Genomic DNA, 13,178 nt, shown 5'->3' with positions numbered 1-13,178 from the left:
TCCCTTACGATTTATCTTTAATCATTGCGGTAAATTTACTTTCTGCAGCCATTCCACCTTCAACTGTAACCGTACTTGAAAATTTCCATACGTTAGCTCTTTGCTGCTCAATAACAGTGTGGATATACATAGTATCACCGGGCTGAACGATTCTCCGAAATTTTGCATTTTCAATAGCCATTAAAAACACTTCTTTATTTTTAGTAGAGCCTAAAGATTTAGCAACTAATATAGCAGCTAATTGTGCCATAGCCTCAACCATTAGAACGCCCGGCATAACAGGTCTTGCCGGAAAATGTCCTGTAAATTGTGGTTCGTTAACAGTAACGTTTTTAATACCTTTTATTGATTTGTTAAGATCAATTTCAAGTACCCTATCTACTAATAAAAATGGATAGCGATGAGGTATTAAATCCATGATTTCGGTAATATCTATGATCATTTATTTAGGTCTCTTCTTTAATGTAAATTTTCTGTCATTGCGAGCGGGCATTGTTGCGTGGAACGGTTTTTCCGTCGTTGCGAGAAGAATTACGCAGTAATTCGACGAAGCAATCCAGTTAAAAAATTCTGATTTAAAGAACTTTTTAATTATTTTCTAGATTGCCGCGCCGGCTACGCCTCCTCGCAATGACGATTAGGTGTCCACGCAACAATGTCTCCTCGCAATGACGACTTAGTATTTTTTCAATAGCAAACTACTTTTTTAATTTGCTATTAGAGGTTTTTACTAATTGTTTCATAATAATAGATTGTCTATGCCAATCCATGATAGGAACTGCAGGGCTACCGCCGACAATTTCACCTGCCTCTATATTTTGTGCTACTCCGCCTTGTGCTGCTACCTGTGTGCCGTCGCCTATATTTAGATGTCCAGCGATTCCTACTTGCCCCCCAAGAGCACAATATTTCCCGATTATACTACTACCTGCTATACCTACCTGTGCTACTATAATAGAGCCTTTGCCTATTTTTACGCCATGTCCTATTTGCACTAAATTATCTATGCGGCATAAATCTTCTATAATAGTATCTTGAAGCGAACCTCTATCAATAGTAGTATTGCTACCGATTTCAACATTATTGCCGATTTTAACTATTCCTATATGAAATATTTTATGATGCACGCCTTTTTCGGCAGAAAACCCAAACCCGTCCTGTCCGATTTTTGCACCTGCAAGTATTACTGCCTCATCACCTATAATTGTATAATTTATTGAAACATGTTGTTCTATTCTAGCGTTTCTGCCGATATTTACGCCTCTACCTATAAAACTTCCGGCTTCTATAATACTATTATCACCTATAATAACATCATCTTCAATAACTACATTGTGACCTATATAACAATTTTTTCCGATAGTCGCCGAATCTGCAACAATAGCGGATTTCATTATTTTAGCAGGATATGATTTAATAGGAGTATAGAAAAAATCTATTAATTTGCCATAAGCAAAATATGAATTCTCGGCATGTATTAAAACAGTATTTGGATTTGCTTCCCCCGTAAAATTTTTCGGCACTATACAAGCAGCAGCTTTGGTAGTTTTTAAAAATTCAGAGTATTTAGGATTGCTTAAGAAGCTAATATCATTTGGTGATGCTTCTTGCAGAATTTTTATGTCATGAATAGCTATATCTTCATGAATCTTAGGAGGTTCTACAATGTCGTGTAAAAAATCTATAATTGCCGTTAGTTTTCGTGGTCCTAAATTTTTATAAAAATTACTACTTACCATATGAAACTTTAAGCAAATTAATCATTAGCGACAGTATATAAGTGATAGTTTTATTATGCAACAAAATTTACAGGTGGCATAAAAGGTATTGCTAAGTAAAGAATGATATCGTCATGAGCTACGTAGGCATGTCTGTGTGGACTGATAAACTCTACTGTGTCACCTAGTTGCTTGACCACGAGGTCCAAAAACAATAAAAAATACTAATAATTTTAGTATTTTAACTGGATTCCGTGGTCAAGCCGCGGGATGACAAAGGTGAAATTGATCCACGCAACTATTAACATTGTAGTTTATAAAAGTCACAAATATTAATTTTTATTAATATGAATTTAATATTATCTTAATATCTAGAAAAATATTTAGTTAATATCAATTTACGTTTTATTAAGAAGAAGTAAATTAATATATTGTAGTTATTTTAGTACAAATCTTATCAATTTTTACAAAAATATTAATAATCTAATTTCTCTTAATAAAGCCTAAATTATATTAACTAAATCAAGGTATTGAAAATGTTAGAAATAAACAACTTAGCCTTTGCAGGCGACGGAGTAAAAGTCATAGCGTATGCAGAGGCTCTAAAGGCATTAAAAGACAAAGATTGTTTAAAAAATGTCCAAAAAGTAGTTAGAGCTTCCGGTGGTGCAATAGCTGCTTTCTCCATAGCACTAGGATATCAACCGGAAGAAATTGAGGATATACTTAAGAAAATTGATTTTAATAAATTCTCAGATCATACTAGTAAATGGGATGAAGTGTATAATCTTGTATTCTACGGAGGGTTAAATTCTGAGAAATATCTAGAAGAATTTTTAGGGCAATTATTAAAAGACAAGGGATTTGACCCCGATATTACTTTTAAACAGCTACATGATAGTCAAAACAAATATAGATTTATACGTAGTGTGTACTAATCTCAGTACTCAATTTCCGGAAATTCTATCTTATGAAAATGCTCCTGATGAGAAAGTCGTAAAATTCGTACATGCTTCTGGTGCTTTTCCTATATATTTTCAGCCCGTACAAAAAACTGTTCAAGGAGTAGTTTCAACATATGTGGACGGTGGAGTTACGAATAATTACCCGGTTGAGGTGTTTGATGATAAAACTGCGGCACGAAGTCTTCCTCAAGCATATAATAAAAATTATAAAACTCTTGGGTTTAAACCAATCAATAAGGAAATATTAGAAGCTTATCAGAATGGCACAGAACCTAAACCGTTTGTGGATACTACTACTGTTGTGGATCAACCATATGCGCTAGCTGAAGTTCTCACAAGTTCTGACTTGATAAGTTGTTTTCAGAATCATGATAGAACAGTTTTTATTGATGATCATAATATATCAGCTTTAAGTTTTGATATCACAGCTGAACAAAAAGAAGCATTAATAAATTCAGGTTATTCTGCAACTTGTGACTATGTGACGAGAATGGAAAATATAACGCTTGCAGGACTAGCAGTAAACGATTCTAATGATAGCCATGATTATAACGATGCGAATGGATAACTCACTATTCGCTTTAATCTTGTAGCTTGGATCAATTTTTCCGTCATTGCGAGGAAAAACTGTAAGTTTTGACGAAGCAATCTCGTGCCAAATTCCTGAGATTGCCACGCTCCTTGCAGTTGCTCGCAATGACGTTTTGGCGTTCATGAGAGCAATACTAATTTTTAAAATTAATTGTAATAGTTGAGATTTAATCTTACATTTAGTAAAATTAAGATAATATTAAATGGAGGATTAGAGATGAATCTAAATCAAAAAATAATAAAGCCAAAAATAGGATTACTAGAATTAGCTAGGAGTCTTGGTAGTATATCGTCAGCATGTAAAGCTATGGGTTACAGTAGAGACAGTTATTATAGGTTTAAAGAGTTATATGAAACAGGAGGAGAAGAAGCATTATATGAGATTAGTCGGAAGAAGCCAATTATAGCGAATAGAGTTGATCCTGCCGTAGAGAGAGCAGTATTAGATATGGCAATAGAATACCCCGCTTATGGTCAGCTGCGAGTATCAAATGAGCTTAAAAAGACTGGTATTCTTGTATCACCTGGAGGAGTTAGATCTATTTGGCTACGTAATGATTTAAATAATATCAATAAAAGACTTAAAGCATTAGAAGCCAAAATGGCTCAGGATGGTATTGTTCTTACCGAAGCTCAGTTACAAGTATTAGAGAAACGGCGTAGCGAGAAAGAAGCTCATGGTGAGATTGATACACAGCATCCAGGTTATCTAGGATGCCAAGACACATATTATGTAGGTAATTTTAAAGGCATAGGCAAGGTATATTCTCAAGTGTTTATTGATAGTTACACTCGGGTTGCAGAGGCTAAACTATATACTGATAAAACAGCACTTACCGCTGCTGACATGCTTAATGATAGAGTGTTACCATGGTATGAGAGTCAGCAAATACCAGTACTTCGTATTTTAACTGATAGAGGTGGTGAGTATAAAGGTAATATAGAACATCATGCTTTTGAATTGTTCTTAAGCATTGAGGGTATTGAGCATACTACTACTAAAGCATATTCTCCTCAAACAAATGGTATGTGTGAACGTTTTAATAAAACTATGAAACAAGAATTCTTTGATACTGCTATGCGTAAAAAGATCTATACTGATCTTGATGATCTACAACTAGATCTTGATATTTGGCTAGAATATTATAATAATGAAAGACCGCATTCCGGTAAATATTGCTATGGAAAAACACCTATGCAGACTTTTATGGATAGTAAAAAGTTAGCTGTTGAAAAGAATAACGAAATCTTATATCTTGAATACTCATCTGACAGTCATAACTTATCAGACATTCAGATATAATTTTTATAATGTCTGTAAGATTAAATCTTGACTTCTACAAGAGTATTGCTTAGAATCATCTTGGAACAACTAAGGTTGTTCTGGAGTGTAGAAACCTCCATCAACAGGCAGTAAACCACCGTTAAATTGGTTTATTCCTCGATATTTTACGGTCGGGGAGGTAGTAGTCATGTTCAGGGCTTAGAGTATAACTTTAAGCCTAAAAACTACTCAGCTGTTCTTGTTGACGGTGTTTCTAACTCCCTGATCACCAATTTCTTGGTGATCAAACTTGAATCATTTAAGTTTAATCAGGAGGACTAAGCCGTTATGAACACTAAAACAGCAGAAGAAAGAACAGCTATCATTGAGCCGTATCTAGTTTATCATTATAGATAAAGATTTATTACATGAAATTTATCCGAATGGAATGGGTATGGTAAATATAGAACTTATTTTAGCTAAGAAGCCTTACAACACATATGCTTACTATAAGTTAATCAGAAATTTATTCAAATTACCATACCGAAAAATTATACTTATAATCGATAAACAACTTTTAAAAGCATCTCTTGGCTTATTTCGTTCAATTATTCTCGGCACTTTATTATATCTAAACTTAGTTAAAATTTTTATCTATGATAAGAATGATTTTGTATTGAATATACAAGCTCTAAAAAGTAACGAAAATTACTTTTTGCCATATAAAATTAGGTCATGCCTCCATATTGCAGTTACGCCTATTAAAAAGCTATACGTTCAATAAGAGTACCAATAACCTTATCATGAATATCCAATGACTTGGAAAAGCAGATTGTCTTACGTGCAAGCCTCTTGCATCTCGTTCTAAGGTTCAAGTTACTTCGTTCTATCCGTTGAGTGTATTTTTTACTGATAATATGCTTTTTAGGGTCTAATAACCTAGCATAATTCCCCCATCCATCTGGGTCGTGCCTCCGTATTGCAGTTTAGAGTAAATAGTCTATAATCCTCAAACAGTAATAAGAGAGAATTATAGTTAAGGAGTTATGGCAAAAATAGATGTTAAGTGTAGATATTGTAACAACACAGAAGAAGTAATAAAGTCAGGATATTCAATTTCAAAACAACAGAGATATCAATGCAAGCGGTGTAATCGATATTTTCAATTGGAGTATATTAATAATGCATCTAAGCCTGGAGTTAAGGAGCAAATAGTAGAAATGTCAATCAACGGCTCTGGAGTTAGAGATACAGTAAGAGTATTAAAAGTGGGTATCAATACAGTTATCCGTGTTTTAAAAAAATCTAGTATTAAAAAACAATAAATCATTCTATCAGTACAACAGAAGTAATTATTGCTCCTGAGATAGATGAACAATGGTCTTATGTACAGAATAAATCCAGACAACGATGGCTTTGGTATGCCTTGGATAAGATTTCGTTAAAAGTAGTTGCTTATACGTTTGGTACAAGATGTGATAGCACATTAGAATCATTACTGAAAAAACTAGAGAATTTCAAGGTGACTTTTTACTATACAGATGGATGGGGGAGTTATGCTAGGTTATTAGACCCTAAAAAGCATATTATCAGTAAAAAATACACTCAACGGATAGAACGAAGTAACTTGAACCTTAGAACGAGATGCAAGAGGCTTGCACGTAAGACAATCTGCTTTTCCAAGTCATTGGATATTCATGATAAGGTTATTGGTACTCTTATTGAACGTATAGCTTTTTAATAGGCGTAACTGCAATATGGAGGCATGACCCAAGAGGCTTGCACGTAAGACAATCTGCTTTTCCAAGTCATTGGATATTCATGATAAGGTTATTGGTACTCTTATTGAACGTATAGCTTTTTAATAGGCGTAACTGCAATATGGAGGCATGACCCAAGAGGCTTGCACGTAAGACAATCTGCTTTTCCAAGTCATTGGATATTCATGATAAGGTTATTGGTACTCTTATTGAACGTATAGCTTTTTAATAGGCGTAACTGCAATATGGAGGCATGACCTCCATCTGTATAGTAAAAAGTCACCTTGAAATTCTCTAGTTTTTTCAGTTGTAGAAGTCAAGATTTAATCTTACAGACATTATAAAAATTATATCTGAATGTCTGATAAGTTATGACTGTCAGATGAGTATTCAAGATATAAGATTTCGTTATTCTTTTCAACAGCTAACTTTTTACTATCCATAAAAGTCTGCATAGGTGTTTTTCCATAGCAATATTTACCGGAATGCGGTCTTTCATTATTATAATATTCTAGCCAAATATCAAGATCTAGTTGTAGATCATCAAGATCAGTATAGATCTTTTTACGCATAGCAGTATCAAAGAATTCTTGTTTCATAGTTTTATTAAAACGTTCACACATACCATTTGTTTGAGGAGAATATGCTTTAGTAGTAGTATGCTCAATACCCTCAATGCTTAAGAACAATTCAAAAGCATGATGTTCTATATTACCTTTATACTCACCACCTCTATCAGTTAAAATACGAAGTACTGGTATTTGCTGACTCTCATACCATGGTAACACTCTATCATTAAGCATGTCAGCAGCGGTAAGTGCTGTTTTATCAGTATATAGTTTAGCCTCTGCAACCCGAGTGTAACTATCAATAAACACTTGAGAATATACCTTGCCTATGCCTTTAAAATTACCTACATAATATGTGTCTTGGCATCCTAGATAACCTGGATGCTGTGTATCAATCTCACCATGAGCTTCTTTCTCGCTACGCCGTTTCTCTAATACTTGTAACTGAGCTTCGGTAAGAACAATACCATCCTGAGCCATTTTGGCTTCTAATGCTTTAAGTCTTTTATTGATATTATTTAAATCATTACGTAGCCAAATAGATCTAACTCCTCCAGGTGATACAAGAATACCAGTCTTTTTAAGCTCATTTGATACTCGCAGCTGACCATAAGCGGGGTATTCTATTGCCATATCTAATACTGCTCTCTCTACGGCAGGATCAACTCTATTCGCTATAATTGGCTTCTTCCGACTAATCTCATATAATGCTTCTTCTCCTCCTGTTTCATATAACTCTTTAAACCTATAATAACTGTCTCTACTGTAACCCATAGCTTTATATGCTGACGATATACTACCAAGACTCCTAGCTAATTCTAGTAATCCTATTTTTGGCTTTATTATTTTTTGATTTAGATTCATCTCTAATCCTCCATTTAATATTATCTTAATTTTACTAAATGTAAGATTAAATCTCAACTATTACACATGGCCCCATTGTTCATCTATCTCAGGAGCAATAATTACTTCTGTTGTACTGATAGAATGATTTATTGTTTTTTAATACTAGATTTTTTTAAAACACGGATAACTGTATTGATACCCACTTTTAATACTCTTACTGTATCTCTAACTCCAGAGCCGTTGATTGACATTTCTACTATTTGCTCCTTAACTCCAGGCTTAGATGCATTATTAATATACTCCAATTAAAAATATCGATTACACCGCTTGCATTGATATCTCTGTTGTTTTGAAATTGAATATCCTGACTTTATTACTTCTTCTGTGTTGTTACAATATCTACACTTAACATCTATTTTTGCCATAACTCCTTAACTATAATTCTCTCTTATTACTGTTTGAGGATTATAGACTATTTACTCTAAACTGCAATACGGAGGCACGACCAATCACGCCACATAGCCTTTACTAATGCAGGCTGACCACGCATATTCTCGATCGTATTAATAGCCTCGTCAGACATCTTAGGAATAAGCTTTAAACAAGCTTCTTCTAAACCTGCACCAGCAGCTAAAATTAAGGCTGTATTACCGTTCTCATCGGATTGATTAAATAAATTAGTATTTTTTATTTTATCAATTAACTTTTCAACTTCTTTTTTATCGCTATCTTTTGCGGTTATTACACGCGTCAATTTTTCTAGTAAAGATATTAGCTGATTATATAATATTTCATCTGATTCTTCATGTATTCCAAAAAATTTTTTCACCCTTGTAAACATAATTCATCCTTATTAAATTCTATAATTTTTTAATATTTTGTTAAAAATCAACAAAAATATGAATATATCATAATAAAGGGCTTTAAAAATGCAATAGATATTTAATCGAAGATATAAAAAAGTGGGATTGAAATAAGAAATGGTGGCCACGGTTGGAATTGAACCAACGACACAAGGATTTTCAGTCCTTTGCTCTACCGACTGAGCTACGTGGCCGTATATACTCGTTTAATTTGAAAAATTGGCTACATCGTTCTACAAGAGCTGCGGTACTCACGTATAAGTATACGCTGCGTTCCTCGTCTTGTGAACTCCTTGCTCTTTTCCAAACTAAACTCCGTCTATACTATTCTTTCATTTATTTAGGGTGTAAGAAAAACCAAATATAACTTAAGCTTATAATAGATTAATCGGCTTTTGTCTATTCTTAATTAGTAATATTAGACAAAATACTTAATTATGATATTATGAGCGTTTATTTTTATAACGGTTTTTTATGATCAAAATCGGCGATATAGAACTTCCTTCAAATGTAATTCTTGCTCCAATGTCTGATATTACGGACTTAGAATTTAGAAAGTTGGTGAAAAGATTCGGTGCAGGGCTTGTAGTTTCTGAGATGATAGCAAGTCGGGCAATGGTTGTGAAATCTAGGCAGTCAATGCAAAAATGTGCTATCGTGCATGACGATCCGACAAGTGCATGCGTGCAGCTAGCGGGCTGTGAGCCGAATGTAATATCTGAAGCTGCTAAAATGAACGAGGATATGGGAGCAAAGATTATCGATCTTAATTTCGGCTGTCCGGCGAAAAAAGTAGTAGGCGGTTATGCAGGCTCGGCTCTAATGAGGGACGAGCAGTTAGCAGCTAAGATTTTTGAAGCTACCGTTAAAGCGGTAAAGATTCCGATAACGGTTAAAATGCGTATGGGGTGGGATGATAACACGAAAAATGCTCCGACTTTGGCTAAAATTGCTGAAAGTTCAGGAATCCAGATGGTTACCGTTCACGGTAGGACTAGATGTCAGTTTTATTCAGGTAGTGCCGATTGGGATTTTGTACGAGCAGTTAAAGAAGCGGTAAAAATTCCGGTTATCGCTAACGGCGACATCACTAATTTTGCTAAGGCAAAAGAAGCCCTGCAAAGATCAGGTGCAGACGGTATAATGGTCGGTAGGGGAGCGTACGGCAAGCCTTGGCTTATTTCGCAAATCGCACATTATCTTAAAACCGGCGAAGAAAAGCCCGCCCCTTCTATAGCAGAGCAGCTAGATATCGTAACTGAGCATTATGAGGCAATAATTGACTATTACGGTGAATCTGTGGGCGTACCTATTGCTCGTAAGCATATTGGTTGGTATAGTAGCGGTCTGCCAAGTTCAGCAGAGTTTAGAGGTGCCGTTAATTTGATGAACGACCCCGCAGAGGTAAAAGAGAAAATCGCAGAATTTTATACGAGTGTTATGAAAGAGTAAGCGTTGTTGCCTGGATACTGAGGGTCGTCATTCCCGCGCAGGCGTTGTTGCGTGGAGATTAAAAAAAAGTTAATATAGCGCTTAGAGTATAAAAATGATTAAATTTTATATAATTCTAAAATGTAATAGTTGAGATTTAATCTTACATTTAGTAAAATTAAGATAATATTAAATGGAGGATTAGAGATGAATCTAAATCAAAAAATAATAAAGCCAAAAATAGGATTACTAGAATTAGCTAGGAGTCTTGGTAGTATATCGTCAGCATGTAAAGCTATGGGTTACAGTAGAGACAGTTATTATAGGTTTAAAGAGTTATATGAAACAGGAGGAGAAGAAGCATTATATGAGATTAGTCGGAAGAAGCCAATTATAGCGAATAGAGTTGATCCTGCCGTAGAGAGAGCAGTATTAGATATGGCAATAGAATACCCCGCTTATGGTCAGCTGCGAGTATCAAATGAGCTTAAAAAGACTGGTATTCTTGTATCACCTGGAGGAGTTAGATCTATTTGGCTGTAGAAGTCAAGATTTAATCTTACAGACATTATAAAAATTATATCTGAATGTCTGATAAGTTATGACTGTCAGATGAGTATTCAAGATATAAGATTTCGTTATTCTTTTCAACAGCTAACTTTTTACTATCCATAAAAGTCTGCATAGGTGTTTTTCCATAGCAATATTTACCGGAATGCGGTCTTTCATTATTATAATATTCTAGCCAAATATCAAGATCTAGTTGTAGATCATCAAGATCAGTATAGATCTTTTTACGCATAGCAGTATCAAAGAATTCTTGTTTCATAGTTTTATTAAAACGTTCACACATACCATTTGTTTGAGGAGAATATGCTTTAGTAGTAGTATGCTCAATACCCTCAATGCTTAAGAACAATTCAAAAGCATGATGTTCTATATTACCTTTATACTCACCACCTCTATCAGTTAAAATACGAAGTACTGGTATTTGCTGACTCTCATACCATGGTAACACTCTATCATTAAGCATGTCAGCAGCGGTAAGTGCTGTTTTATCAGTATATAGTTTAGCCTCTGCAACCCGAGTGTAACTATCAATAAACACTTGAGAATATACCTTGCCTATGCCTTTAAAATTACCTACATAATATGTGTCTTGGCATCCTAGATAACCTGGATGCTGTGTATCAATCTCACCATGAGCTTCTTTCTCGCTACGCCGTTTCTCTAATACTTGTAACTGAGCTTCGGTAAGAACAATACCATCCTGAGCCATTTTGGCTTCTAATGCTTTAAGTCTTTTATTGATATTATTTAAATCATTACGTAGCCAAATAGGTCTAACTCCTCCAGGTGATACAAGAATACCAGTCTTTTTAAGCTCATTTGATACTCGCAGCTGACCATAAGCGGGGTATTCTATTGCCATATCTAATACTGCTCTCTCTACGGCAGGATCAACTCTATTCGCTATAATTGGCTTCTTCCGACTAATCTCATATAATGCTTCTTCTCCTCCTGTTTCATATAACTCTTTAAACCTATAATAACTGTCTCTACTGTAACCCATAGCTTTATATGCTGACGATATACTACCAAGACTCCTAGCTAATTCTAGTAATCCTATTTTTGGCTTTATTATTTTTTGATTTAGATTCATCTCTAATCCTCCATTTAATATTATCTTAATTTTACTAAATGTAAGATTAAATCTCAACTATTACAAATAAATCACTTTTAAGCAAGTTTTATAAACCCGTATAAAAATCTAGGAGGTTATTATGAGTTCAGCACATAATAAAGACAATATGAAAGATAAAAAAATCATGAATCTCATAAGGATAATAATAAAGAAAATAATGTTCATTCTAAGTCAGATAATGCACATTCTGATAAAGAAAAAAAATCTAACCATAAATAAATACTAGCATTTAGTATAATATATGAAATATTTAGGATTTGGTGGTATCTCGCTCGGTTCAATACTTGCAATAGTAATATCGTTCAATGTTAACCATTCAATATTATGGGCTATAGTGCATGGTTTCCTTGGTTGGCTCTATGTAATATATTATATTTTACTTAAATAGTATTATTTTTTATTTAAACGCTAATCACATTCTACTGATACGGAAAACAAGTGTTTTCCGTACAGATATATTTTCCTTGGTGATTAGAATGCTTTTGACCAAAAACGATATTTAAGATAGAGTTAAATTAAATCCATTAATTACTTTCAGGTCTTTTTCAAATGAAATCACAGTAACAAAATTACCAAAGACAGCTAAACAAGAACTACAGTAATCAAGTTGCTACTGTGATGCAAACGCAAGTAGTGCCATTAACGGAAGAGGACTTAAATCAAGACGGTCGTGCCTCCGTATTGCAGTTTAGAGTAAATAGTCTATAATCCTCAAACAGTAATAAGAGAGAATTATAGTTAAGGAGTTATGGCAAAAATAGATGTTAAGTGTAGATATTGTAACAACACAGAAGAAGTAATAAAGTCAGGATATTCAATTTCAAAACAACAGAGATATCAATGCAAGCGGTGTAATCGATATTTTTAATTGGAGTATATTAATAATGCATCTAAGCCTGGAGTTAAGGAGCAAATAGTAGAAATGTCAATCAACGGCTCTGGAGTTAGAGATACAGTAAGAGTATTAAAAGTGGGTATCAATACAGTTATCCATGTTTTAAAAAAATCTAGTATTAAAAAACAATAAATCATTCTATCAGTACAACAGAAGTAATTATTGCTCCTGAGATAGATGAACAATGGTCTTATGTACAGAATAAATCCATACAACGATGGCTTTGGTATGCCTTGGATAAGATTTCGTTAAAAGTAGTTGCTTATACGTTTGGTACAAGATGTGATAGCACATTAGAATCATTACTGAAAAAACTAGAGAATTTCAAGGTGACTTTTTACTATACAGATGGATGGGGGAGTTATGCTAGGTTATTAGACCCTAAAAAGCATATTATCAGTAAAAAATACACTCAACGGATAGAACGAAGTAACTTGAACCTTAGAACGAGATGCAAGAGGCTTGCACGTAAGACAATCTGCTTTTCCAAGTCATTGGATATTCATGATAAGGTTATTGGTACTCTTATTGAACGTATAGCTTTTTAATAGGCGTAACTGCAATATGGAGG

The 13,178-nt window shown here is 34.1% G+C and carries 12 protein-coding genes, 1 tRNA gene and 5 pseudogenes; 9 read left to right on the top strand and 9 right to left on the bottom strand.

Annotated features, from left to right (window positions below; translation table 11 throughout):
- Positions 1-4: 4 nt before the first annotated feature.
- On the bottom strand, positions 5-442 hold the full coding sequence (fabZ, locus tag AC0ODJ_RS01565; RefSeq protein WP_218460367.1) for a 3-hydroxyacyl-ACP dehydratase FabZ: 438 nt from the start codon (positions 440-442) through the stop codon (positions 5-7).
- Between the two features lie 256 nt (positions 443-698).
- Positions 699-1,739 (bottom strand): UDP-3-O-(3-hydroxymyristoyl)glucosamine N-acyltransferase, encoded by a 1,041-nt coding sequence (lpxD, locus tag AC0ODJ_RS01560; RefSeq protein WP_218460366.1) that lies wholly within the window; start codon positions 1,737-1,739, stop codon positions 699-701.
- A 515-nt stretch (positions 1,740-2,254) separates the two neighbouring features.
- Here lpxD and AC0ODJ_RS01555 point away from each other — a divergent pair.
- The 3 genes from AC0ODJ_RS01555 to AC0ODJ_RS01545 all read left to right on the top strand — a co-directional run bounded on the left by AC0ODJ_RS01555 (position 2,255) and on the right by AC0ODJ_RS01545 (position 4,577).
- Positions 2,255-2,656 carry a patatin-like phospholipase family protein gene (locus AC0ODJ_RS01555; protein WP_218460365.1) on the top strand — a complete coding sequence of 134 codons (402 nt, stop codon included), beginning with the start codon at positions 2,255-2,257 and terminating at the stop codon, positions 2,654-2,656.
- Positions 2,646-3,251 carry a patatin-like phospholipase family protein gene (locus tag AC0ODJ_RS01550; RefSeq protein WP_474464719.1) on the top strand — a complete coding sequence of 202 codons (606 nt, stop codon included), beginning with the start codon at positions 2,646-2,648 and terminating at the stop codon, positions 3,249-3,251. Before AC0ODJ_RS01555 ends, AC0ODJ_RS01550 begins: the two co-directional genes overlap by 11 nt.
- A 240-nt stretch (positions 3,252-3,491) precedes the next feature.
- Entirely contained in the window at positions 3,492-4,577 is a 1,086-nt protein-coding gene (locus AC0ODJ_RS01545) for an IS481 family transposase (protein WP_127896995.1), read from the top strand.
- 722 nt (positions 4,578-5,299) lie between these two features.
- On the opposite strand, the pseudogene AC0ODJ_RS01540 reads toward AC0ODJ_RS01545, so the two are convergent.
- Positions 5,300-5,500, bottom strand: a pseudogene (locus AC0ODJ_RS01540) (IS1 family transposase); the annotation flags it as partial.
- 84 nt (positions 5,501-5,584) lie between these two features.
- Here AC0ODJ_RS01540 and AC0ODJ_RS01535 point away from each other — a divergent pair.
- The 3 genes and pseudogenes from AC0ODJ_RS01535 to AC0ODJ_RS01525 form a co-directional block, all read left to right on the top strand.
- Positions 5,585-6,279 (top strand): IS1 family transposase gene (locus tag AC0ODJ_RS01535; protein WP_240466735.1). Its coding sequence is split into 2 segments (ribosomal slippage): positions 5,585-5,858 and positions 5,858-6,279, totalling 696 coding nucleotides; the frame shifts between segments, so codons are not numbered across the junction.
- A gap of 43 nt (positions 6,280-6,322) precedes the next feature.
- Positions 6,323-6,403, top strand: a pseudogene (locus AC0ODJ_RS01530) (IS1 family transposase); the annotation flags it as partial.
- A gap of 43 nt (positions 6,404-6,446) precedes the next feature.
- A pseudogene (locus tag AC0ODJ_RS01525) lies at positions 6,447-6,527 on the top strand (IS1 family transposase); the annotation flags it as partial.
- A gap of 118 nt (positions 6,528-6,645) precedes the next feature.
- Here AC0ODJ_RS01525 and AC0ODJ_RS01520 read toward each other — a convergent pair.
- The 5 genes from AC0ODJ_RS01520 to AC0ODJ_RS01500 all read right to left on the bottom strand — a co-directional run bounded on the left by AC0ODJ_RS01520 (position 6,646) and on the right by AC0ODJ_RS01500 (position 8,770).
- On the bottom strand, positions 6,646-7,731 hold the full coding sequence (locus tag AC0ODJ_RS01520; RefSeq protein ID WP_121834048.1) for an IS481 family transposase: 1,086 nt from the start codon (positions 7,729-7,731) through the stop codon (positions 6,646-6,648).
- Positions 7,732-7,859: 128 nt separating this feature from the next.
- Positions 7,860-8,018, bottom strand: a complete 159-nt coding sequence (locus tag AC0ODJ_RS01515) for an IS1-like element transposase (protein ID WP_474464717.1) — start codon at positions 8,016-8,018, stop codon at positions 7,860-7,862.
- Positions 8,019-8,138, bottom strand: coding sequence for an IS1 family transposase (locus AC0ODJ_RS01510; RefSeq protein WP_121834047.1), 120 nt, complete (start codon positions 8,136-8,138; stop codon positions 8,019-8,021). It lies immediately after the preceding gene.
- A gap of 56 nt (positions 8,139-8,194) precedes the next feature.
- On the bottom strand, positions 8,195-8,542 hold the full coding sequence (locus AC0ODJ_RS01505) for an ankyrin repeat domain-containing protein (RefSeq protein ID WP_474464713.1): 348 nt from the start codon (positions 8,540-8,542) through the stop codon (positions 8,195-8,197).
- A 152-nt stretch (positions 8,543-8,694) separates the two neighbouring features.
- A tRNA-Phe gene (locus AC0ODJ_RS01500) sits at positions 8,695-8,770 on the bottom strand.
- Between the two features lie 280 nt (positions 8,771-9,050).
- On the opposite strand from AC0ODJ_RS01500, the gene dusB reads away from it, so the two are divergent.
- Together dusB and AC0ODJ_RS01490 are read left to right on the top strand one after the other, a co-directional pair.
- Positions 9,051-10,028, top strand: coding sequence for a tRNA dihydrouridine synthase DusB (dusB, locus tag AC0ODJ_RS01495; RefSeq protein ID WP_218459859.1), 978 nt, complete (start codon positions 9,051-9,053; stop codon positions 10,026-10,028).
- A gap of 186 nt (positions 10,029-10,214) precedes the next feature.
- Positions 10,215-10,547, top strand: a pseudogene (locus tag AC0ODJ_RS01490) (helix-turn-helix domain-containing protein); the annotation flags it as partial.
- Between the two features lie 37 nt (positions 10,548-10,584).
- Here AC0ODJ_RS01490 and AC0ODJ_RS01485 read toward each other — a convergent pair.
- Entirely contained in the window at positions 10,585-11,670 is a 1,086-nt protein-coding gene (locus AC0ODJ_RS01485) for an IS481 family transposase (protein ID WP_474465598.1), read from the bottom strand.
- Between the two features lie 790 nt (positions 11,671-12,460).
- Here AC0ODJ_RS01485 and AC0ODJ_RS01480 point away from each other — a divergent pair.
- Positions 12,461-13,155 (top strand): annotated as a pseudogene (locus AC0ODJ_RS01480) (IS1 family transposase).
- Positions 13,156-13,178 lie beyond the last annotated feature (23 nt).

The organism is Rickettsia senegalensis (genome assembly GCF_056135685.1).
Note: the sequence above shows the minus strand (reverse complement) of the source record. Positions and strands in the feature narration are given on the sequence as shown.

Coding starts and splice junctions, on each gene's coding strand:
- AC0ODJ_RS01520 (WP_121834048.1), bottom strand. CDS start 7,731: ATGAATCTAAATCAAAAAATAATAAAGCCAAAAATAGGATTACTAGAA.
- dusB (WP_218459859.1), top strand. CDS start 9,051: ATGATCAAAATCGGCGATATAGAACTTCCTTCAAATGTAATTCTTGCT.
- AC0ODJ_RS01555 (WP_218460365.1), top strand. CDS start 2,255: ATGTTAGAAATAAACAACTTAGCCTTTGCAGGCGACGGAGTAAAAGTC.
- AC0ODJ_RS01510 (WP_121834047.1), bottom strand. CDS start 8,138: ATGGCAAAAATAGATGTTAAGTGTAGATATTGTAACAACACAGAAGAA.
- AC0ODJ_RS01485 (WP_474465598.1), bottom strand. CDS start 11,670: ATGAATCTAAATCAAAAAATAATAAAGCCAAAAATAGGATTACTAGAA.
- lpxD (WP_218460366.1), bottom strand. CDS start 1,739: ATGGTAAGTAGTAATTTTTATAAAAATTTAGGACCACGAAAACTAACG.
- fabZ (WP_218460367.1), bottom strand. CDS start 442: ATGATCATAGATATTACCGAAATCATGGATTTAATACCTCATCGCTAT.
- AC0ODJ_RS01545 (WP_127896995.1), top strand. CDS start 3,492: ATGAATCTAAATCAAAAAATAATAAAGCCAAAAATAGGATTACTAGAA.